Origin of the sequence: Solibacillus sp. (assembly GCF_040273735.1) — a bacterium.
Taxonomy (GTDB): domain Bacteria; phylum Bacillota; class Bacilli; order Bacillales_A; family Planococcaceae; genus Solibacillus.
In genome coordinates this window covers 19,806-39,664 of the sequence record NZ_JBELZM010000007.1, presented here as the reverse complement: position 1 = coordinate 39,664, position 19,859 = coordinate 19,806, and the positions used below count along the sequence as shown (strand labels likewise).

At 39.9% G+C, this 19,859-nt stretch carries 28 protein-coding genes; 27 read left to right on the top strand and 1 reads right to left on the bottom strand.

Annotated elements, in window-relative coordinates:
• The first annotated feature begins 70 nt into the window (after positions 1 to 70).
• Together tuf and ABS917_RS08810 are read left to right on the top strand one after the other, a co-directional pair.
• A complete protein-coding gene (tuf, locus tag ABS917_RS08815) occupies positions 71 to 1,258 on the top strand; it encodes an elongation factor Tu (RefSeq protein ID WP_079523494.1) in 1,188 nt (395 codons plus the stop codon).
• Positions 1,259 to 1,462: 204 nt separating this feature from the next.
• Complete coding sequence (locus tag ABS917_RS08810; RefSeq protein ID WP_350478637.1) at positions 1,463 to 3,640, top strand: malate synthase G; 2,178 nt, start codon at positions 1,463 to 1,465, stop codon at positions 3,638 to 3,640.
• Between the two features lie 185 nt (positions 3,641 to 3,825).
• Here the strand turns inward: ABS917_RS08810 and ABS917_RS08805 are convergent, their stop codons facing one another.
• Complete coding sequence (locus tag ABS917_RS08805) at positions 3,826 to 4,713, bottom strand: LysR family transcriptional regulator (protein ID WP_350478636.1); 888 nt, start codon at positions 4,711 to 4,713, stop codon at positions 3,826 to 3,828.
• A gap of 119 nt (positions 4,714 to 4,832) precedes the next feature.
• Here ABS917_RS08805 and ABS917_RS08800 point away from each other — a divergent pair, with 119 nt between their 5' ends.
• The 25 genes from ABS917_RS08800 to rpmD all read left to right on the top strand — a co-directional run bounded on the left by ABS917_RS08800 (position 4,833) and on the right by rpmD (position 19,848).
• The gene (locus tag ABS917_RS08800) at positions 4,833 to 5,513 is read left to right on the top strand and encodes a response regulator (RefSeq protein ID WP_350478635.1); all 681 of its coding nucleotides are present in this window, start codon (positions 4,833 to 4,835) and stop codon (positions 5,511 to 5,513) included.
• Positions 5,510 to 6,481 (top strand): sensor histidine kinase, encoded by a 972-nt coding sequence (locus ABS917_RS08795; RefSeq protein WP_350478634.1) that lies wholly within the window; start codon positions 5,510 to 5,512, stop codon positions 6,479 to 6,481. The genes ABS917_RS08800 and ABS917_RS08795 overlap by 4 nt, the downstream gene beginning before the upstream one ends.
• A gap of 97 nt (positions 6,482 to 6,578) precedes the next feature.
• A complete protein-coding gene (locus ABS917_RS08790; protein WP_350478633.1) occupies positions 6,579 to 7,340 on the top strand; it encodes an ABC transporter ATP-binding protein in 762 nt (253 codons plus the stop codon).
• The gene (locus ABS917_RS08785) at positions 7,330 to 9,315 is read left to right on the top strand and encodes an FtsX-like permease family protein (RefSeq protein WP_350478632.1); all 1,986 of its coding nucleotides are present in this window, start codon (positions 7,330 to 7,332) and stop codon (positions 9,313 to 9,315) included. The genes ABS917_RS08790 and ABS917_RS08785 overlap by 11 nt, the downstream gene beginning before the upstream one ends.
• A 125-nt stretch (positions 9,316 to 9,440) precedes the next feature.
• Complete coding sequence (locus ABS917_RS08780) at positions 9,441 to 10,760, top strand: Na+/H+ antiporter family protein (RefSeq protein ID WP_350478631.1); 1,320 nt, start codon at positions 9,441 to 9,443, stop codon at positions 10,758 to 10,760.
• Positions 10,761 to 11,121: 361 nt separating this feature from the next.
• The gene (gene rpsJ / locus ABS917_RS08775) at positions 11,122 to 11,430 is read left to right on the top strand and encodes a 30S ribosomal protein S10 (protein WP_008406970.1); all 309 of its coding nucleotides are present in this window, start codon (positions 11,122 to 11,124) and stop codon (positions 11,428 to 11,430) included.
• Positions 11,431 to 11,481: 51 nt separating this feature from the next.
• Entirely contained in the window at positions 11,482 to 12,111 is a 630-nt protein-coding gene (rplC, locus tag ABS917_RS08770; RefSeq protein ID WP_008406969.1) for a 50S ribosomal protein L3, read from the top strand.
• Positions 12,112 to 12,138: 27 nt separating this feature from the next.
• Positions 12,139 to 12,762 (top strand): 50S ribosomal protein L4, encoded by a 624-nt coding sequence (gene rplD / locus ABS917_RS08765; protein WP_251690867.1) that lies wholly within the window; start codon positions 12,139 to 12,141, stop codon positions 12,760 to 12,762.
• On the top strand, positions 12,762 to 13,046 hold the full coding sequence (rplW, locus tag ABS917_RS08760; protein WP_008406966.1) for a 50S ribosomal protein L23: 285 nt from the start codon (positions 12,762 to 12,764) through the stop codon (positions 13,044 to 13,046). Before rplD ends, rplW begins: the two co-directional genes overlap by 1 nt.
• Positions 13,047 to 13,089: 43 nt before the next feature.
• Positions 13,090 to 13,920, top strand: coding sequence for a 50S ribosomal protein L2 (gene rplB / locus ABS917_RS08755; protein ID WP_008406964.1), 831 nt, complete (start codon positions 13,090 to 13,092; stop codon positions 13,918 to 13,920).
• A 60-nt stretch (positions 13,921 to 13,980) separates the two neighbouring features.
• The gene (gene rpsS / locus ABS917_RS08750) at positions 13,981 to 14,259 is read left to right on the top strand and encodes a 30S ribosomal protein S19 (RefSeq protein ID WP_004233637.1); all 279 of its coding nucleotides are present in this window, start codon (positions 13,981 to 13,983) and stop codon (positions 14,257 to 14,259) included.
• Positions 14,260 to 14,281: 22 nt separating this feature from the next.
• Positions 14,282 to 14,626, top strand: coding sequence for a 50S ribosomal protein L22 (gene rplV / locus ABS917_RS08745; protein WP_008406963.1), 345 nt, complete (start codon positions 14,282 to 14,284; stop codon positions 14,624 to 14,626).
• Between the two features lie 3 nt (positions 14,627 to 14,629).
• Positions 14,630 to 15,286: a 30S ribosomal protein S3 gene (rpsC, locus tag ABS917_RS08740; protein ID WP_008406961.1), complete on the top strand. Its 657-nt coding sequence runs from the start codon at positions 14,630 to 14,632 to the stop codon at positions 15,284 to 15,286.
• 1 nt (position 15,287) lies between these two features.
• A complete protein-coding gene (gene rplP, locus ABS917_RS08735; RefSeq protein ID WP_079523484.1) occupies positions 15,288 to 15,722 on the top strand; it encodes a 50S ribosomal protein L16 in 435 nt (144 codons plus the stop codon).
• On the top strand, positions 15,712 to 15,912 hold the full coding sequence (gene rpmC, locus ABS917_RS08730; protein ID WP_008406958.1) for a 50S ribosomal protein L29: 201 nt from the start codon (positions 15,712 to 15,714) through the stop codon (positions 15,910 to 15,912). The genes rplP and rpmC overlap by 11 nt, the downstream gene beginning before the upstream one ends.
• Positions 15,913 to 15,930: 18 nt before the next feature.
• Complete coding sequence (rpsQ, locus tag ABS917_RS08725; RefSeq protein ID WP_008406957.1) at positions 15,931 to 16,194, top strand: 30S ribosomal protein S17; 264 nt, start codon at positions 15,931 to 15,933, stop codon at positions 16,192 to 16,194.
• A 46-nt stretch (positions 16,195 to 16,240) separates the two neighbouring features.
• A complete protein-coding gene (gene rplN, locus ABS917_RS08720) occupies positions 16,241 to 16,609 on the top strand; it encodes a 50S ribosomal protein L14 (RefSeq protein ID WP_008406955.1) in 369 nt (122 codons plus the stop codon).
• Between the two features lie 37 nt (positions 16,610 to 16,646).
• A complete protein-coding gene (gene rplX / locus ABS917_RS08715; RefSeq protein ID WP_191701161.1) occupies positions 16,647 to 16,955 on the top strand; it encodes a 50S ribosomal protein L24 in 309 nt (102 codons plus the stop codon).
• A gap of 28 nt (positions 16,956 to 16,983) precedes the next feature.
• Positions 16,984 to 17,523, top strand: a complete 540-nt coding sequence (rplE, locus tag ABS917_RS08710; protein WP_079523482.1) for a 50S ribosomal protein L5 — start codon at positions 16,984 to 16,986, stop codon at positions 17,521 to 17,523.
• Between the two features lie 21 nt (positions 17,524 to 17,544).
• Positions 17,545 to 17,730, top strand: coding sequence for a 30S ribosomal protein S14 (gene rpsN / locus ABS917_RS08705; RefSeq protein WP_008406949.1), 186 nt, complete (start codon positions 17,545 to 17,547; stop codon positions 17,728 to 17,730).
• A gap of 30 nt (positions 17,731 to 17,760) precedes the next feature.
• Entirely contained in the window at positions 17,761 to 18,159 is a 399-nt protein-coding gene (gene rpsH, locus ABS917_RS08700) for a 30S ribosomal protein S8 (RefSeq protein WP_008406947.1), read from the top strand.
• Between the two features lie 31 nt (positions 18,160 to 18,190).
• On the top strand, positions 18,191 to 18,730 hold the full coding sequence (rplF, locus tag ABS917_RS08695) for a 50S ribosomal protein L6 (RefSeq protein ID WP_350478630.1): 540 nt from the start codon (positions 18,191 to 18,193) through the stop codon (positions 18,728 to 18,730).
• Positions 18,731 to 18,772: 42 nt separating this feature from the next.
• On the top strand, positions 18,773 to 19,132 hold the full coding sequence (gene rplR, locus ABS917_RS08690; RefSeq protein WP_350478629.1) for a 50S ribosomal protein L18: 360 nt from the start codon (positions 18,773 to 18,775) through the stop codon (positions 19,130 to 19,132).
• A gap of 21 nt (positions 19,133 to 19,153) precedes the next feature.
• Positions 19,154 to 19,654 carry a 30S ribosomal protein S5 gene (gene rpsE, locus ABS917_RS08685; protein ID WP_008406937.1) on the top strand — a complete coding sequence of 167 codons (501 nt, stop codon included), beginning with the start codon at positions 19,154 to 19,156 and terminating at the stop codon, positions 19,652 to 19,654.
• A gap of 14 nt (positions 19,655 to 19,668) precedes the next feature.
• Positions 19,669 to 19,848 carry a 50S ribosomal protein L30 gene (rpmD, locus tag ABS917_RS08680; protein WP_008406936.1) on the top strand — a complete coding sequence of 60 codons (180 nt, stop codon included), beginning with the start codon at positions 19,669 to 19,671 and terminating at the stop codon, positions 19,846 to 19,848.
• The last annotated feature ends 11 nt before the right edge of the window (positions 19,849 to 19,859 follow it).

The following is a 19,859-nucleotide window of genomic DNA, read 5'->3' as shown; positions in this document are numbered from 1 at the left end:
TTTATAGTCGGCATCTTAGAATAAATAATTTTAAAAAAAATAAAACATATCTCTGAGGAGGCATTTTCTAATGGCTAAAGAAAAATTTGACCGTTCAAAAACGCATGCTAACGTTGGTACAATCGGACACGTTGACCATGGTAAAACAACTTTAACTGCTGCTATCGCAACAGTTCTTTCTAAAAAAATGGGTGGCGCAGCTAAATCTTACGCTGACATCGACAACGCTCCAGAAGAAAAAGAGCGCGGTATCACAATCAATACTTCTCACGTAGAGTATGAAACTGCAACTCGTCACTATGCACACGTTGACTGCCCAGGTCACGCTGACTATGTTAAAAACATGATCACTGGTGCTGCACAAATGGACGGCGGTATCTTAGTAGTATCTGCTGCTGACGGCCCAATGCCACAAACTCGTGAGCACATCTTACTTTCTAAACAAGTAGGTGTTCCTTACTTAGTAGTATTCATGAACAAATGTGATATGGTTGACGACGAAGAATTATTAGAGTTAGTAGAAATGGAAATCCGTGACTTACTATCTGAATATGACTTCCCAGGCGACGATGTTCCAGTAATCAAAGGTTCTGCATTAAAAGCTTTAGAAGGCGAAGCAGAATGGGAAGAAAAAATCGTTGAATTAATGGACGCTGTAGATTCTTACATCCCAACTCCAGAACGTCAAACTGACAAACCATTCATGATGCCAGTAGAGGACGTATTCTCTATCACTGGTCGTGGTACAGTAGCAACTGGCCGTGTTGAACGTGGTCAAGTTAAAGTTGGTGACGTTGTAGAAGTTATCGGTATCGAAGAAGAAGCTAAAACTACAACTGTAACTGGTGTAGAAATGTTCCGTAAATTATTAGATTACGCTGAAGCTGGTGACAACATCGGTGCTTTATTACGTGGTATTGCTCGTGAAGATATCCAACGTGGTCAAGTATTAGCTAAACCAGGTTCAATCACTCCACACACTAACTTCAAAGCTGAAGTTTATGTATTATCAAAAGAAGAGGGTGGACGTCATACTCCATTCTTCTCTAACTACCGTCCTCAGTTCTACTTCCGTACAACTGACGTAACTGGTATCTGCATGTTACCAGAAGGCGTAGAAATGGTTATGCCTGGCGACAACATCGAAATGACTGTTGAATTAATCGCTCCAATCGCTTTAGAAGAAGGTACTAAATTCTCTATCCGTGAGGGTGGCCGTACTGTAGGCGCTGGCGTAGTAGCATCTATCCAAAAATAATTTTAGCTAATCGCTAATTTTCTAAAAAACACCTTGCAGGGACGCTTGCAAGGTGTTTTTTTTGTACCCTTTATAGCGTAGAAGCATAATGTTTATTCAATATATGTATTTCATTTATATACTATTACTCTTGTATAATGAATCATAAGAACAGGGGATTCTAATTATTTATTAGAAATGTTCATTTAAAAGGGGGATTTAATAGTGACAAATTACGTGCAAGCGGGGAACTTACAAGTAGCGGAAGTATTATTTCAGTTTATTAATGAACAAGTATTACCGAATAGCGGAGTAGAGCAAACGGCTTTTTGGGACGGCTTTGATCAGCTAGTTCATGAGCTGGCACCTGAAAATAAAGCATTGCTTGCTAAGCGGGATACACTGCAGGCAAAAATCAATGATTGGCATAAAGGGAATAAGGGGAATTTCCAATTTGCCGACTATAAAGCATTCTTGGAAGAGATCGGTTATGTAGAACCAAAAGCAGAAAAATTCCAAGTGGAAACAGAAAACGTGGATGCAGAAATTGCATATCAGGCTGGTCCGCAACTAGTTGTACCTGTAAGCAATGCACGTTATGCGATTAATGCTGCAAATGCACGTTGGGGAAGTTTCTATGATGCGCTTTATGGTACGGATGCCATCAGTTTCGAAGATGGTGCTGAAGCAGGCAAGGGTTATAATCCGATACGTGGTAACAAAGTAATCGATTATGCGAAAAAGTTTTTAGATCAAGCGGCTCCTTTAACAGCAGCCTCACATAAAGAAGCGACAACCTATAAAATTGCAGAAGGCAAATTAGTAGTGACACTGGCAAATGGTGAAACAACGACATTGACGGGACCTGAAAAGTTAGTGGGCTATCAAGGAACAGCAGAACAGCCGACTGCGGTTTTACTGAAAAATAATGATTTACACATTGAAATTCAAATAGACCGCAATCATCCAATCGGAAAAGATGATGCAGCTGGTGTAAAAGATATTTATTTAGAGTCCGCAATTACAACAATTATGGATTGCGAGGACTCGGTAGCGGCAGTAGATGCCGAAGATAAAGTAGAAGTATATGCGAACTGGTTAGGGCTAATGAAAGGCGACTTGAAGGCAACTTTTGAAAAAGGCTCAAAAACGGTAACGCGTACACTGAATCCAGACCGTATATATACGGGAGTTAATGGTGATGAGGTAACATTAAACGGGCGTTCGTTAATGTTTATCCGCAATGTAGGTCACTTGATGACAAATCCGGCTATTTTAGATAAAGATGGTAGCGAAGTGCCTGAAGGAATTATCGATGGTGTCGTAACGAGCTTAATAGCGAAGCATGAAGTAATCGGTAATGGCCAGTATAAAAACTCACAAAAAGGTTCTATTTATATTGTAAAACCGAAAATGCACGGCTCAAAGGAAGTAGCGTTTGCAAATAAACTATTTGAGCGTGTAGAAGATTTAATCGGGTTGGAACGGTTTACGTTAAAAATCGGTGTTATGGATGAGGAACGTCGTACATCACTTAACTTAAAAGCATGTATTCGTGAAGTGAAAAACCGTATCGTATTTATTAATACTGGATTCCTGGATCGTACAGGTGATGAAATCCATACATCGATGGAAGCAGGTCCAATGATTCGCAAAGGTGAAATGAAAACATCAACATGGCTAACTTCTTATGAAAAATCCAATGTCGTTGTTGGGTTAAATGCGGGCTTGCAAGGCCGTGCACAAATCGGTAAAGGTATGTGGGCAATGCCGGACTTAATGGCGGATATGATTGAACAAAAAATCAATCATCCGAAAGCAGGAGCGAACACTGCCTGGGTACCTTCGCCGACAGCAGCAACTTTACATGCTACTCATTACCATGAAGTAAATGTAAAAGAGGTTCAAAAAGGTATTGTGACATCGGAAGATTTACAGGACGCGATTTTGAAAATTCCGGTTTCTGCAAATACAGACTGGTCACCGGAAGAAATTCAACATGAACTAGATAATAATGTTCAGGGAATTCTAGGCTATGTTGTTCGCTGGGTGGAGCATGGTGTGGGCTGTTCGAAAGTGCCGGATATTAATGATATCGGTTTAATGGAAGACCGCGCAACGTTGCGTATTTCAAGTCAGCATGTAGCAAACTGGCTGCATCACGGTATTTGTACAAAAGAACAAGTAGAGGAATCGCTGAACCGTATGGCAAAAGTTGTAGATGAGCAAAATGCCGATGATCCGGAATACTCTACAATGTCAGCAAATTACGAGGAATCTGTAGCTTTCCAAGCTGCAAGCGAATTGATATTTAAAGGTTATGAACAGCCAAATGGCTATACAGAGCCAATTCTACACAAAAAGCGTATTGAAGCTAAAGCAAAACAAAAAGTAAACGCATAAGATTTTCTAAGTTGCTACTATTTCCTTTGAAATAGTAGTCTTTTTTTAAGAACGAGTTCTGGGATAGAAAATTTCCCAAGCAATAACGGTTTCCTTACAGAAGCGAACGATCAGAACAGCCGTATTATGTATGCAAACAGATTAAAAAAGTTGCCTAGAGATACTGAAATTTCTAGGCAACTTTTTTATTGGGAAACAAATTCCCGGGCAAGTTTAATAAATTCCCGTACAGCAAAAGGCAAGTACTTATTTTTCTTCCATGTAACCCCCAGTTCAAGGTGGATTGCTTCTTCCAGAAAAGGGATGCATTTAATCGAAGTGTATGGGATTTTTTCTGCAAGCTTTTCCGGAAGCAGCGCAATCCCCAGTTTTGCCTGAACCATTTCGATAAACAAATCTTTCTGAGTCGTTTCACAGGCAATAGTAGGGAAGAATCCGTGTTTAGAACATTCCTCGATAATGCGGTCATACAAAATAAAATCTTTCCGGTAAATAATGAATGTCTCATTTGCTAATTCTTTTAGCTGTATCTTTTCTTTTGCTGCTAAAGAATGACTTTCATGGACGATTAACATTAAAGGGTCTTTTAAAAACCGTATCGTTTCCAAAGATTCGTTCGAGGAAGTCACACTGCATACTAACCCGACATCCAATTCACCTGCCTCAATTTCCTGGCGTATGCGTTTCGTCCCGACTTCCGTTAATAAAATTTCGATATATGGATTAAGCTCTTTATAATAGCTAATCAATTTTGAAAAAAACTCGGCCCCAACGATTGGTGGAATGCCGATGCGGATTTGGCCTTTCTTTAATTCCATCAAATCCGTTAATTCCGAACGCAGATTTTGAAATGATTCAAGTACTTGCATCGAATTTACAAGAACGGCTTGACCGGCATCCGTCAGCTCAAGCTGTTTGGATGAACGGTAAAATAACGGTACACCCAGCTCTGACTCAAAGTTTTGGATTGCTTTACTAATAGATGGTTGTGACACATGCAAAGTTGCGGCAGCCTTCGTAAAACTTAAATGCTTGGCCACTTCAACAAAATATTCGATTTGGCGTAGATCCATTTCTCTTTCCCCACCTTTTCACCTATAATTCCTGTAATTGAATTGATTATAGCAAAGATTGTAAGGGTTGGACTGTTAGTTTTTTGTATAATGGAAGTATATAGAAGGAGTGGTGTTCTTTGAAGGTATTATTAATAGAAGATGATGTCTCCATATTTGAACTGATAGGTGAACGTTTAGCACAATGGAATATACAAGTAGTTGGACCGAAAGACTTTCAACATATAATGGGGACATTTAAAGAAGAAGAGCCCCAGCTTATTATTATTGATATTCAGTTGCCTGCATTTGATGGCTTCCATTGGTGTCGTGAAATAAGAGCGGTATCGAATGTCCCTATTTTATTTCTTTCCTCACGCGATCACCCGATGGATATGATCATGGCGATGCAAATGGGAGCGGATGACTTTGTTCAAAAACCTTTTCATACGGAAGTATTAGTCGCAAAAGTACAGGCATTGCTTCGTCGTGCATACAATTATCAGGAAACACAGCAAAGTGATATTGAAAAATGGAATGGAGCTGAAATACATTATGACCGCGCGATTGTTCACTATAAAGAGAAACAGGTAGAGTTAACAAAAAACGAGCTGTTTATTTTAAAGGTGCTGGTCAAGGAGAAAGGACAAATCGTCTCCCGGGATGAACTAATGCGTAAATTATGGGATGATGAGCGCTTCGTAAACGACAATACATTAACGGTCAATGTAAACCGTTTACGCCAACGTTTAGAGGATATTGGGCTTATCAATGTCATAATGACAAAAAAAGGCCTTGGCTATTTGGCGGTGGATGCATGATCCGCTTGTTTATAAGACAATATATAACCGCCATCCTATTTGTAATTCTACTTCAGTTGCTGATGAATTTAATATTATTTCTCGATACAGGATTTCATGATGTTTCCCTGCTTTATTTAAATATTATCTGGTTTACGCTCGTAGCCGGTTATTTCAGTTTACGCTATGTGAAAGACAGGAAATTGATGAAGCCGTATGCGAAGTTTAGTGGAACTTACTATGCCGTTATTCATGAAGATTATAAAGAGCAGCTGGCTAATAAGAATGCAAAAATACAGGAACAGAAGCAGATTGTATTAGAACGGCAGGATGAGCTTTTGGCGTGGGTACATGAAATGAAATCCCCATTAACGGCAATGCAGCTGTTGATGGAAAAAGTAGAGAAAAGCGAAGTAAAGGAACGTATCGAAAATGAATGGCTGCGCCTTTATTTGTTATTAGACCAGCAGCTTCATGCAACGCGTCTTATGACGATCGAGCTTGATAACCGAATTGAAAAAGTAAAGGTGAAGGAAGTACTTATTCAAGAAATTAAAGCATTGCGCAGCTGGTGTTTTGAAAAGCAAATCGCCATTGATCTGGAAGTGGACGATCTGACTGTACAGACAGATGCAAAGTGGCTAGGTTTTATCGTACGGCAAGTTTTATCGAATGCGGTAAAGTATAGTGATATCGGGGGAGAAATCAGATTATCCGCTTATATGGTTAATGAGCAGGCAGTTCTCATCATTCAAGATGAAGGAATCGGTATAAAGCGAGAAGATTTGCCGCGTGTATTCCGGAAATCCTACACTGGAACAATTGGTCGTGAAACGAGTGCTGCTACAGGAATGGGGCTGTACCTTGCTAAACAGGCGGCACAATCACTGCATATTCTTCTGGCAATCGAATCAACAGAAGGGGTAGGTACTTCTGTAAAAATTACTTTCCCTAAAATGAATGAATACCAGAAAACGCTTGGAATGTGACGAACTTGTCACTTACCGGGCGTTTTTGTCATGTAAATCTAACGATTCCGATTAACGGAACATGTAGAATAAAAGTATCAAGAAAGGATGGGATACAATGAGCATTTTAATCGCACGTAAAGTTCGAAAAACATATGGTAAGCGCTCGCTTGCACAGGAAGTATTAAAGGGCATAGATTTGGAAGTAGAAAAAGGTGAATTTGTCGGCATTATGGGTGCTTCTGGTTCGGGGAAAACAACGTTATTAAATGTACTCTGCTCCATAGACCAGGTGACAGACGGATTTGTCGAAATTAATGGGCAAAAGCTTCAGGGGATGAAGGAGCGTACATTAGCGAAGTTTAGACGTGATGAGCTCGGCTTCATCTTCCAGGACTATAACTTACTGGATACATTGACGGTAAAGGAAAATATTCTACTACCATTATCGCTTAGCTCCATTCCTAAAGCAGCAGCAGAGCAACGTTTAAAGGAGCTCGTATCGATTTTAGGGATTGCAGATATTTTAACGAAATACCCGAATGAAATTTCCGGTGGTCAAAAGCAGCGTACATCCGCAGCTAGAGCCTTAATATCCAATCCATCACTTGTATTTGCAGATGAGCCAACAGGGGCACTTGATTCAAAAGCCGCCACGGCACTGCTCGATAATTTAGCAAAAATCAACAAAGCAAAAAACGCAACGATTATGATGGTTACACATGATGCCATTGCCGCAAGCTTCTGTTCACGTGTACTGTTTTTAAAAGACGGTCAAATTTATACGGAACTGTATAAGGGCGATAAGTCACGCAATGAGTTTTTCCAGCAAATATTAAATACGCAAAGTGTTCTAGGCGGTGAGCAGAGTGAAGCTTAGTCAACTCGTTATTAAAAGCATGATAAAAAATATGCGTCACTATTACTTATACTTTTTCGCACTCATTTTCAGTGTGACGCTGTTTTTCTCATTTGTGACACTGCAGTACAATGAATCTGTCATTGAAGCGACAAAAGCAAGTGGTACTGCAGCTTCAGGATTTGAAGCGGCTTCGTATATGCTGTATTTTATTGTTCTGTTCTTCGTACTGTATGCCAATCACTTATTTATTAAGCGCCGCAGCAAGGAGATTGGGTTGTATCAATTAGTCGGCATGACAAAAGGGCTTGTAACACGCCTCATTGCCTTTGAAAACATCCTACTATTTGCTGGTGCTGTAAGCGTCGGAATTTTATTAGGGTTTTTAAGTTCACGTTTATTTGCGATGATTTTACTGAAGCTATTGAAATTTGAAGCGGTTGTAACATTGAGTATCAGTAAAGTTGCGGTTGTGAATACGTTAATTGTATTTGGCATTCTGTTAGTAATCATTTTAGTGCAAATGGCCTTTATGGTATACAGAACAACATTGCTTTCGTTATTCAACGCATCCAAGCAGGCGGACGAGCGTGTAAAACGCTTTAGTGTATTCCCTATGGCGATGGGCGCTATTGGGTTAGCGTTGATTATTTATGGCTACTATGAAAGCACGTTATTATTTTCAGGGCATACAACAAATTTATTTTTAAGTATGATCATTATTTTAGCAACGACAATTGGCGGGACTTACTTTGTATTCCGCTATTCGGTTGCATTCATATTAAATCTGTTCCGTCTAAGAAAGAAAGGGCATTTAAATCTGACAGATGTTCTGGCGCTTACACCAATTATGCACCGAATGAAGGGCAATGCTAAATCTCTTACGCTTATTACTGTTATTACAGCAGTGTCTCTTGCAATTACGACACTTTCCTATATTAGCTATTATTCAGCAAATAGTACGGCGGAAAATTCTATACCAGCAGATTATATAATAGTAGATGGACGTGGAGAGGCATTCATTGAAACGCTGGAGCAAGAAGAGATTGCATTTGAGGAGAAGACATTTAGACTAACAAGTGCACAGTTTGATATGACAGACTTCTTTTCTGGTGAAATAGTAGATATGCTTCAAGGGAATACATTAGCGGATGTGATAATGATTCCGCTTTCGGACTACCAACAGCTTGATTCAGATGTAAAGCTTTCTGAGGGTGAAGCAATTATTGCAGGGTATAATGGCTTTCAGGCGAATTTAATGCCGCTTGAAGCACCTTTGGATTTAACGTTCTTGCACCAAGAACACCAATTTCCTTTAAAAGTTAAGGAAGTAAATAATACATCGGTTGTAGCATGGCGTATTACAGCAGGCGGTTTTGTTGTTATCGTTGAAGATACGGTTTTCGAAAAGTTGCAGCAGCTAAATGAAGAACATGCTATTGGCTATACAACAAAAGAGCAAACGTCGGTTAACTTGATTGACGCGGATGATGAAACATATCAAGTTGTTGAAAAGCTATACAAACAAACAGGTGCCAATATACTGTATGAAGATGATGAAGCAAACCGGGGAATAAATAAATTGAGTTCACAACAATCAACTGTGGAATACAATTTAAACCTTTATGGGACTTCAATATTTACAACGGCGTTTCTAGGTTTAGCATTTTTACTGGCAACGGGCAGCATTTTATATTTTAAGCAGATGTCTGAAGCGGATGAAGAGATGGAATCCTATAAAATTCTTCGCAAAATCGGTTTTACACAAGAGGAATTAACGCGCGGTATAATGATGAAACAGTTATTTAACTTTGGGGTACCGTTACTGATCGGACTGTTGCACAGCTACTTTGCAGTGAAATCCGGCTGGTTTTTATTCGGTACAGAATTGACGACCCCTCTACTTGTAACAATGGCATTATATATCGCCATGTATATCATATTTGCTGCATTAACAATCAATTATTACAGAAAAATAATAAAACAGGCTTTATAATACTTCAAACCGTCAATTTTCTCTTATTTGACGGTTTTATTTTATCTATATCCGTTGACGCGCGACCAATTTTCTTGTAACTTTAACACATTAGTAATTTAGCAGACGAAAGTGAAGTGTACAACATGAATGCTGTTTTAGTAGCGGTAGGGGTTATGCTTATTTTAAGCCTACTGCGTATAAATGTGGTTTTATCCTTGACGGTAGGGGCAATTATTGGTGGTCTTGCCGGCGGATTAAATATAACAGAGACAATCAAGGCCTTTGTAGACGGTCTTGGTGGGGGTGCAACAATTGCGCTAAGCTATGCACTGCTTGGTGGATTTGCACTCGCAATATCTCGTACTGGTATACCTGAAGTGTTAGTAAAAGCAATTTTAAAAATCGTACAGCGTGAAGGTGACTCTCAAAAGAAAGGTGCTGCCAAAGCATTAATCTTCTTAGTATTGCTTGCTATGGCAATCATGTCGCAAAACTTGATACCGGTGCATATCGCATTTATTCCTTTAATCGTACCTCCGATGATCAAAATTATGAACATGCTGCAAATTGACCGCCGTTTAATCGCATGTATTTTAACGTTCGGTTTAGTTATGCCTTATATGTTCATACCTGCAGGGTTCGGTTTAATCTATCAGGGCATTATTGTTGATCAGATGGCCATAGCAGGGCTTGACGTTGCTTTGAGCGATGTTCCTAAGGCAATGGCTATTGTAGCGTTAGGGATGGTTGTAGGGCTTGCAGGAGCCTTTGTTGCCTACCGTAAACCAAGACAGTATGAAATTATCGAACTGGAAACATCGAATGATTTAAATAAAGAAGTAAATACACTACACATTATTTTTGCTGCCGTAGCATTGATCACTTCTATAGTAGTACAAGTAATGACGGATTCTATGATTGTCGGATCGATTGCCGGTATTATCATTTTATATATTACAGGTGCACTAAAAGTAAAAGAAGCAGATGCAGTTCTATCCGATGGAATGCGTATGATGGCGTTTGTCGGCTTCGTCATGATTTCAGCGAACGGATTTTCGGCTGTCATAAATGCTACAGGGGATGTTGAAACACTAGTATCCGGTGCAATGGACATTTTTAACGGGAATGTAAGTGTAGCCGTTTTAATTATGTTAATTGTCGGTTTAATTGTCACAATGGGAATTGGTTCTTCATTTGCGACGATTCCAATCATTGCAGCAATCTTTGTTCCAATCGCAATGGAACTGGGACTAAGCGAATTAGCCATCATCTGCTTAATCGGAACGGCGGGCGTACTTGGTGATGCGGGCTCCCCGGCATCCGATTCTACATTAGGTCCGACAGCGGGGCTAAATGTCGATGGGCAGCACAACCATATTTGGGACACATGTGTACCTACATTTATCTTCTATAATATTCCGCAGATTATTTTCGGCTGGATTGCAGTCGTTTTCTTCTTATAGTAATAGTCGTCGCTTTCAGCAAATAGAAAGCGGCGATTTTTTCGTTTTCTGAACCTTTAGTTTTCAGAATAATATATTTAAAACATATTACTCCCTTTTCAGTTGCTTTCATCGTCAGAAACTTATATACTAGAAAACGGCTCAAAAAGAGCGAACCTATTTATAAAGAATAAAACATTATGAAAAGAATTTTGCTAAAAGACTTGCGAACTTCTTTTTTATTGTATATAATGTTGAATGTTGGTCTTTGACTGCGATGAAGCGAGAGGTTGCCGACACACCCGGCCGCTTTGCCATGGCGGTGTGTAGGAGAAATTTTCGTGGAGAATGTCTAGAAAATAGGCGAGAAGGAGGGAAAGTAATGGCAAAACAAAAAATTCGTATTCGTTTAAAAGCATATGATCACCGTATCCTTGATCAATCTGCTGAGAAAATCGTTGAAACTGCGAAACGTTCAGGTGCTGGAGTATCGGGTCCGATCCCACTACCAACTGAAAGATCTGTATACACGATCTTACGTGCGGTTCATAAGTACAAAGATTCTCGTGAGCAATTTGAAATGCGCACACATAAACGTCTTATCGACATCGTTAACCCGACACCACAAACTGTTGATGCGTTAATGAAGCTTGATTTACCATCTGGCGTTGATATCGAAATCAAACTTTAATGGTAAAAACAAATATAAAACTTTTTCTAAAATTTACAGGAGGTGTGACAAATGACTAAAGGAATCTTAGGTAGAAAAATTGGTATGACTCAAGTTTTCGCTGAAAACGGAGATCTTATCCCAGTAACAGTAATCGAAGCTACTCCAAACGTAGTTTTACAAAAGAAATCTGTTGAAACTGATGGCTACGAAGCGATCCAATTAGGTTTTGAAGATAAGCGCGTTAAGCTTTCAAACAAACCTGAACAAGGTCACGTAGCAAAAGCAAATACTGCTCCTAAGCGCTTCATCCGTGAGTTCCGCAACTTAGAAGCTGCGACTTACGAAGTTGGTCAAGAAGTCAAGGTTGAAATTTTCGCTGAAGGCGATGTAATCGATGTAACAGGTGTAACAAAAGGTAAAGGTTTCCAAGGTGTTATTAAACGTCATGGTCAATCTCGCGGCCCTATGTCCCACGGTTCTCGTTACCACCGTCGTCCTGGTTCAATGGGTCCAGTTGCCCCGAACCGCGTATTCAAACAAAAGAAATTACCTGGTCAAATGGGTGGCACAGTTGTTACTATTCAAAACCTTGAAATCGTTAAGGTTGACGTAGAGCGCAACTTACTACTTGTTAAAGGTAATGTTCCTGGTTCTAAAAAAGCATTAGTAACAGTTAAAACTGCTATTAAATCAAAATAATTCTCTTAAAGAAAGGAGGAAACAGGAATGACAAAGGTTTCAGTACTTAGTCAAACAGGTGCTTCAGTTGGTGAAATCGAATTAAACGATGCGATTTTCGGAATCGAGCCAAACGAAGCTGTATTATTCGACGCTGTAGTTGCACAACGTGCTTCTTTACGTCAAGGTAATCACAAAGTTAAAAACCGTTCTGCAGTTGCTGGTGGTGGTCGCAAACCATGGCGTCAAAAAGGAACTGGTCGTGCTCGTCAAGGTTCGATCCGCTCTCCACAATGGCGTGGTGGTGGTGTTGTATTCGGTCCTACTCCACGTAGCTACGCTTACAAACTACCTAAGAAAGTTCGTCGCTTAGCAATTAAGTCTGCTTTATCTACGAAAGTATTAGAGCAAAACTTAGTAGTACTTGATGCATTATCATTTGATGCACCAAAAACAAAAGATTTCAAATCAGTACTAGCTGCTTTAGAAATCAGCAAAAAAGCATTATTCGTAACTGCTGAAGTTAACGAAAACGCTATTTTATCTGCTCGTAACATCCCTGGTGTTACAGTGTTAACAGCTGAAGGAATCAACGTATTAGACTTATTAGGTCACGATAAAGTTGTATTCACTCAAGATGCTGTAAAAAAAGTTGAGGAGGTGCTTGGATAATGGAAGCACGTGATATCTTAAAACGTCCGGTCATTACTGAGCGTTCTTCAGAAATTATGGCAGAGAAAAAGTATACTTTCGAAGTAGACACTCGCGCTAACAAAACTCAAGTTAAAGACGCTGTTGAAGAAATCTTCGGTGTTAAAGTTGAGAAAGTAAACGTAATGAACTACAAAGGTAAGTTCAAACGCGTTGGTAAATTCGGTGGATACACTAACAAACGTCGTAAAGCGATTGTTAAATTAACTGCTGATTCAAAAGAAATCGAATTATTCGAAATCTAATTCTAAATTTATATAAGTAACCTTAAAGAAGGAGGGAATACAAATGGCGATTAAAAAGTATAAGCCAACCTCAAATGGTCGTCGTAACATGACATCATCTGACTTTGCTGAAATCACTACTAATAAACCTGAAAAGTCTTTATTAGAACCGACTAAACGCAAAGCTGGTCGTAACAACCAGGGTAAAATTACTGTTCGTCATCACGGTGGCGGTCACAAGAAACAATACCGTGTTATCGATTTTAAACGTCTTAAAGACGGCATTCCAGGACGCGTTGCTACAATCGAGTACGATCCAAACCGTTCTGCGAACATCGCTTTAATTAACTATGCTGACGGTGAAAAACGTTACATCTTAGCTCCGAAAGGTCTTGAAGTAGGTCAAACTATTTATTCAGGTCCAGAAGCGGATATCAAAGTAGGTAACGCATTACCATTAGCAAACATTCCAATGGGTACTACAATCCATAACATCGAAATGAAACCTGGTAAAGGTGGACAATTAGTACGTTCAGCTGGTACTTCTGCGCAAGTATTAGGTCGTGAAGGTAAGTACGTAATCGTTCGTTTACAATCTGGTGAAGTACGTTTAATCCTTGCTACTTGCCGTGCAACAATCGGTCAAGTTGGTAACGAGCAACACGAACTTATCAACATCGGTAAAGCAGGTCGTTCTCGTTGGTTAGGTAAACGCCCAACAGTACGTGGTTCTGTAATGAACCCTAACGATCACCCACACGGTGGTGGTGAAGGACGTTCTCCAATCGGACGTAAATCTCCAATGACACCATGGGGCAAACCAGCTCTTGGTTACAAAACTCGTAGCAAGAAAAATAAATCATCTAAATTTATTATTCGTGGACGTAAAAAATAATGTGGTAAAACTACGGTTCAGTTCGAGAGCCGTGGTCGTATCACGGAGGGAGGTTCCTAAATGGGTCGCAGCTTAAAGAAAGGACCTTTTGTTGATGACCACCTAATGAAAAAGGTGGAAGCACAAGAGGCTTCTGAGAAAAAACAGGTTATTAAAACTTGGTCTCGCCGTTCTACTATCTTCCCTAACTTCATCGGTTTAACAATCGCTGTATATGATGGACGTAAACACGTTCCTGTATACGTAACTGAAGATATGGTAGGTCATAAACTTGGTGAGTTCGCACCAACTCGTACTTATAAAGGTCACGGTGCAGATGACAAGAAAACAAGACGCTAATTTTGAGAGGAGGTAAATCCTAATGACACAAGCTAAAGCTATCGCTCGTACAGTTCGTATCGCTCCTCGTAAAGTACGTCTAGTAGTAGACTTAATCCGAGGCAAGCAAATTGGTGAAGCAGTTGCAATTTTACGTCATACTCCAAAAGCGGCGTCTCCAGTCGTTGAGAAAGTATTAAAATCTGCAGTTGCTAACGCTGAACATAACTATGAGTTAGATGTTAATAACTTAGTTGTATCTGAAATCTTTGTTGATGAAGGTCCAACATTAAAACGTTTCCGTCCACGTGCACAAGGTCGTGCGTCGGCAATCAACAAACGTACAAGCCACATTACAATCGTGGTATCTGAGAAGAAGGAGGTTTAATCCGTGGGTCAAAAAGTACATCCAATAGGACTACGTGTTGGTGTTATTCGTGACTGGGAGTCAAAGTGGTTCGCTGAGAAAGACTACGCTAACTTATTACACGAAGACATCAAAGTACGTAAATATATCGAAACTAAACTTAAAGATGCATCTGTATCTAAAGTAGAAATCGAACGCGCTGCAAATCGCGTAAACATCACTATTCACACTGCGAAACCAGGTATGGTTATCGGTAAAGGTGGTACGGAAGTTGAAAACTTACGTAAACACTTAACTGAAGTAACTGGCAAACGTGTGCATATCAATATTATTGAAATCAAACGTGCAGATCTTGACGCTAAATTAGTAGCTGAAAACATCGCTCGTCAACTTGAGAACCGCGTATCATTCCGTCGTGCTCAAAAACAATCAATCCAACGCACAATGCGCGCTGGTGCAAAAGGTATTAAAACACAAGTATCTGGTCGTTTAGGTGGCGCTGATATCGCGCGTGCTGAACACTATAGCGAAGGAACTGTTCCGCTTCATACATTACGTGCTGACATTGATTATGCACATGCAGAAGCTGATACTACTTACGGTAAACTAGGCGTTAAAGTTTGGATCTACCGTGGTGAAGTCCTTCCTACTAAAAAGAACTCTGTGGAAGGAGGCAAATAATATGTTATTACCTAAACGCGTAAAATATCGTCGTGAACACCGTGGTAACATGCGTGGAGAAGCGAAAGGCGGTAAAGAAGTATCTTTCGGTGAGTGGGGCTTACAAGCTACTACAGCATCATGGATTACAAACCGTCAAATCGAATCTGCTCGTATCGCAATGACTCGTTACATGAAACGTGGCGGTAAAGTTTGGATCAAAATCTTCCCACATAAGCCTTACACGAAAAAGCCTCTAGAAGTCCGAATGGGTTCTGGTAAAGGTTCTCCTGAAGGTTGGGTAGCAGTAGTAAAACCAGGAAAAGTAATGTTCGAAATTGCTGGTGTATCTGAAGAGGTGGCACGTGAAGCACTTCGTTTAGCATCACACAAACTTCCTGTTAAATGTAAGATTGTAAAACGTCAAGAAACTGGTGGTGAATCTAATGAAAGCTAATGAAATCCGTGACCTTGCCACTAATGAAATTGAATTAAAAGTGAAATCACTGAAAGAAGAGCTTTTCAACCTTCGCTTCCAATTGGCGACTGGTCAATTAGAAAACACAGCTCGCATCCGTGAAGTTCGCAAAGCGATCGCACGTATGAAAACTGTGATTCGTGAAAGAGAAATCAGTGCAAATAACTGATAAAGGAGGGTTTTAAGTATGACTGAGCGTAACCAACGCAAAGTTTACACGGGCCGTGTCGTTTCAGACAAAATGGATAAAACAATTTCTGTTTTAGTTGAAACTCATAAAAAGCACAAGCTTTATGGCAAGCGTGTAAAATACTCGAAAAAGTTTAAGGCTCATGATGAGCTAAACACTGCGAATATCGGTGATATCGTACGTATCATGGAAACTCGCCCGCTATCAGCTACTAAACGCTTCCGTTTAGTTGAAGTTGTAGAAAAAGCGGTTATTATTTAATAACACATTTCGGAATAAAATATATTTCCGAAGGGAGGTAACCTAAGTGATTCAACAAGAAAGTCGTATGAAAGTTGCTGACAACTCAGGTGCACGTGAAGTTTTAACTATTAAAGTACTTGGTGGTTCTGGACGTAAAACTGCAAACATCGGTGATATCGTTGTTTGTACGGTTAAGAAAGCAACACCAGGTGGCGTTGTCAAGAAAGGTGACGTTGTTAAGGCTGTTATCGTTCGCACAAAATCAGGTGCTCGTCGTAAAGACGGTACTTACATTAAGTTTGATGAGAATGCTTGCGTAATTATCAAAGATGATAAATCACCACGCGGAACTCGTATTTTCGGACCAGTTGCACGTGAATTACGTGATGGCAACTTCATGAAAATCGTTTCTCTAGCTCCAGAAGTTCTTTAATTTCATGACAGTACCAATCAAGGAGGTGCGACACATAATGCATGTTAAAAAGGGCGATAAAGTAAAGGTAATTACTGGTAAAGACAAAGGTAAAGAAGGCGTAATCTTAGCTGCTTTCCCTAAACAAGACCGCGTTCTTGTTGAAGGTGTAAACATCGTTAAGAAACACGTTAAACCTAACCAACTTAACCCACAAGGTGGAATTGTATCTCAAGAAGCTGCAATCCACGTTTCGAACGTAATGCTAATCGATCCTAAATCTGGCGAGCCGACTCGTGTAGGTATTGAGATCAAAGATGGCAAAAAAGTTCGTGTTGCAAAAAAATCAGGTGTAGTAATCGACTAATAAGTAAATTGAGAAGGGAGGTACACACATGAGCCGCCTAAAAGAAAAGTATTTAAACGAAGTTTCACCTGCTCTTATGAGCAAGTTCGAATATAAATCAGTTATGCAAGTTCCAAAAGTGGAGAAAATCGTAATCAACATGGGTGTTGGTGACGCTGTTCAAAACTCAAAAGCTCTTGATGTAGCTGTTGAAGAATTAACAACAATTACTGGTCAAAAACCAGTAGTAACTAAAGCGAAAAAATCTATCGCAGGTTTCCGTTTACGTGAAGGTCAAGCGATCGGTGCTAAAGTTACATTACGCGGTGAGCGTATGTATGAATTCCTGGATAAATTAATCTCTATCGCACTTCCACGTGTACGTGACTTCCGTGGTGTTTCTAAAAAAGCATTCGACGGTCGCGGTAACTATACATTAGGTGTTAAAGAACAATTAATTTTCCCAGAAATCGATTACGATAAAGTTTCAAAAGTACGCGGTATGGACATCGTGATCGTAACTACTGCGAATTCTGACGAAGAAGCTCGCGAGTTATTAACACAGTTCGGTATGCCGTTCCAAAAGTAATAAAATAAGGAGGGCGAAGACGTGGCAAAAAAATCAATGATCGTTAAACAACAACGCACGCAAAAATTTAAAGTTCAAGAATATACACGTTGTGAACGCTGTGGCCGTCCACACTCTGTATACCGCAAATTTAAACTTTGCCGTATTTGTTTCCGTGAACTTGCATATAAGGGACAAATTCCTGGCGTTAAAAAAGCCAGCTGGTAATCCCCTAATTTGGGAAGGAGGTAAATTTTCATGACAATGACTGATCCGATTGCAGATATGCTTACACGCATTCGTAATGCGAACATGGTTCGTCACGAGAAGTTAGAAGTTCCTGCTTCTAACGTAAAGAAAGAGATCGCTGAAATTTTAAAGCGTGAAGGTTTCGTACGTGATGTAGAATATGTAGAAGACAACAAGCAAGGTATCATCCGTATTTTCTTAAAATACGGTAAAGAGAACGAGCGTGTTATCACTGGTCTAAAACGTATTTCTAAACCAGGTTTACGTGTATATGCTAAAACAAACGAAGTACCTAAAGTATTAAACGGTCTTGGTATCGCTTTAGTATCTACTTCAAACGGTTTATTAACTGACAAAGAAGCTCGCGCTAAACAAGTTGGCGGAGAGATCTTAGCATACATTTGGTAATTAGTAAGAAAAGAACGGAGGTGCAATATAAATGTCTCGCGTAGGTAAAAAAGTTATCGAGGTACCTGCTGGCGTAACAATCGAAGTCGCTGCTGACAACGTTGTTACTGTTAAAGGTCCTAAAGGCGAATTAACTCGTCAATTCAACCAAGATATGAAAATCGAGCAAGAAGGCAACACACTTTCAGTTGTTCGTCCTTCTGATTCTAAAGAACACCGTACAAACCACGGTACAACTCGTGCGTTACTAGCTAACATGGTAACAGGTGTTTCTGAAGGCTTCACTCGTACTCTAGAACTTGTCGGTGTAGGTTACCGTGCACAGTTACAAGGTACTAAGCTTGTACTAAACGTTGGTTACTCTCACCCAGTTGAGTTTACACCTGAGCAAGGATTAGAGGTCGAAGTTCCTTCGAACACGAAGATCATCGTTAAAGGTATTTCTAAAGAGCGTGTTGGTGCATTAGCATCTAACATCCGTGACGTACGTCCACCAGAGCCATACAAAGGCAAAGGGATCCGTTACGAAGGTGAATTCGTTCGCCGTAAAGAAGGTAAAACAGGTAAATAATGCGGCATAAAACCGCATTAAATTTTGAAAGGAGTGACCACTGTGATTACGAAACAAGATAAAAATCAAGTTCGTAAAAAACGTCATGGGCGTGTTCGTTCTAAAATTTCGGGTACTGCACAACGTCCACGTTTAAACGTATTCCGTTCTAACAAGAACATTTATGCACAACTAATCGATGACGTAGCTGGCGTAACTTTAGTTTCTGCTAATACTCAAGAAAATGCTTTCGAAGGTATGGGCGCAAACGTAGAAGCTGCTGCTAAAATCGGTGAAACAATCGCTAAACGCGCTGCTGAAAAAAATATTACTACAGTAGTATTTGACCGTAGCGGTTACTTATATCACGGACGTGTAAAAGCTTTAGCAGAAGCTGCACGTGAAAACGGCTTAGAATTTTAATAAGAAGGAGGGACATACTTCATGAGTCGCATTGACGCAAACAAATTAGAACTTGAAGAACGCGTAGTTACAATTAACCGTGTTGCTAAAGTTGTTAAAGGTGGTCGTCGCTTCCGCTTCTCTGCTCTAGTAGTAGTAGGAGATAAAAATGGTCATGTAGGATTTGGTACTGGTAAAGCCCAAGAGGTTCCAGATGCAATCCGTAAGGCTGTTGAAGACGCGAAGAAAAACTTAATCGAAGTACCACGCGTGGGTGGAACTACTCCACACTTAGTGCAAGGTCGCTTCGGTGCAGGTTCAATCTTAATCAAACCTGCAGCTCCTGGTACAGGAGTTATCGCTGGTGGTCCAGTACGTGCCGTACTTGAACTAGCTGGTATTACTGATATTCTTTCAAAATCTCTTGGTTCAAACACACCAATCAACATGGTGCGTGCAACTGTAGCAGGTTTAACTGAATTAAAACGTGTAGAAGAAGTTGCAAAACTACGCGGTAAATCAGTGGAAGAGTTATTAGGATAAGGGGGGGAATTATAATGGCTAAATTACAAATTACCCTTAATAAATCTGTCATCGGTACTAAACCTAACCAACGTAAAGTTGTTGAGGCTTTAGGATTACGTAAATTAAACCAAACTGTGGAACAAGCTGATAACGCTGCAATCCGCGGTATGATTACAAAAGTAGCTCACTTAGTTACTGTTAAAGAAATTTAATTTCAATTATA

Excerpts from the sequence above, each read along its gene's own strand:
- tuf (WP_079523494.1), top strand. The coding sequence starts at position 71 with ATGGCTAAAGAAAAATTTGACCGTTCAAAAACGCATGCTAACGTTGGT.
- ABS917_RS08805 (WP_350478636.1), bottom strand. The coding sequence starts at position 4,713 with ATGGATCTACGCCAAATCGAATATTTTGTTGAAGTGGCCAAGCATTTA.
- ABS917_RS08795 (WP_350478634.1), top strand. The coding sequence starts at position 5,510 with ATGATCCGCTTGTTTATAAGACAATATATAACCGCCATCCTATTTGTA.
- ABS917_RS08790 (WP_350478633.1), top strand. The coding sequence starts at position 6,579 with ATGAGCATTTTAATCGCACGTAAAGTTCGAAAAACATATGGTAAGCGC.
- ABS917_RS08780 (WP_350478631.1), top strand. The coding sequence starts at position 9,441 with ATGAATGCTGTTTTAGTAGCGGTAGGGGTTATGCTTATTTTAAGCCTA.
- rpsJ (WP_008406970.1), top strand. The coding sequence starts at position 11,122 with ATGGCAAAACAAAAAATTCGTATTCGTTTAAAAGCATATGATCACCGT.
- rplC (WP_008406969.1), top strand. The coding sequence starts at position 11,482 with ATGACTAAAGGAATCTTAGGTAGAAAAATTGGTATGACTCAAGTTTTC.
- rplD (WP_251690867.1), top strand. The coding sequence starts at position 12,139 with ATGACAAAGGTTTCAGTACTTAGTCAAACAGGTGCTTCAGTTGGTGAA.
- rplW (WP_008406966.1), top strand. The coding sequence starts at position 12,762 with ATGGAAGCACGTGATATCTTAAAACGTCCGGTCATTACTGAGCGTTCT.
- rplB (WP_008406964.1), top strand. The coding sequence starts at position 13,090 with ATGGCGATTAAAAAGTATAAGCCAACCTCAAATGGTCGTCGTAACATG.
- rpsS (WP_004233637.1), top strand. The coding sequence starts at position 13,981 with ATGGGTCGCAGCTTAAAGAAAGGACCTTTTGTTGATGACCACCTAATG.
- rplV (WP_008406963.1), top strand. The coding sequence starts at position 14,282 with ATGACACAAGCTAAAGCTATCGCTCGTACAGTTCGTATCGCTCCTCGT.
- rplP (WP_079523484.1), top strand. The coding sequence starts at position 15,288 with ATGTTATTACCTAAACGCGTAAAATATCGTCGTGAACACCGTGGTAAC.
- rpmC (WP_008406958.1), top strand. The coding sequence starts at position 15,712 with ATGAAAGCTAATGAAATCCGTGACCTTGCCACTAATGAAATTGAATTA.
- rpsQ (WP_008406957.1), top strand. The coding sequence starts at position 15,931 with ATGACTGAGCGTAACCAACGCAAAGTTTACACGGGCCGTGTCGTTTCA.
- rplX (WP_191701161.1), top strand. The coding sequence starts at position 16,647 with ATGCATGTTAAAAAGGGCGATAAAGTAAAGGTAATTACTGGTAAAGAC.
- rplE (WP_079523482.1), top strand. The coding sequence starts at position 16,984 with ATGAGCCGCCTAAAAGAAAAGTATTTAAACGAAGTTTCACCTGCTCTT.
- rpsH (WP_008406947.1), top strand. The coding sequence starts at position 17,761 with ATGACAATGACTGATCCGATTGCAGATATGCTTACACGCATTCGTAAT.
- rplF (WP_350478630.1), top strand. The coding sequence starts at position 18,191 with ATGTCTCGCGTAGGTAAAAAAGTTATCGAGGTACCTGCTGGCGTAACA.
- rpsE (WP_008406937.1), top strand. The coding sequence starts at position 19,154 with ATGAGTCGCATTGACGCAAACAAATTAGAACTTGAAGAACGCGTAGTT.
- rpmD (WP_008406936.1), top strand. The coding sequence starts at position 19,669 with ATGGCTAAATTACAAATTACCCTTAATAAATCTGTCATCGGTACTAAA.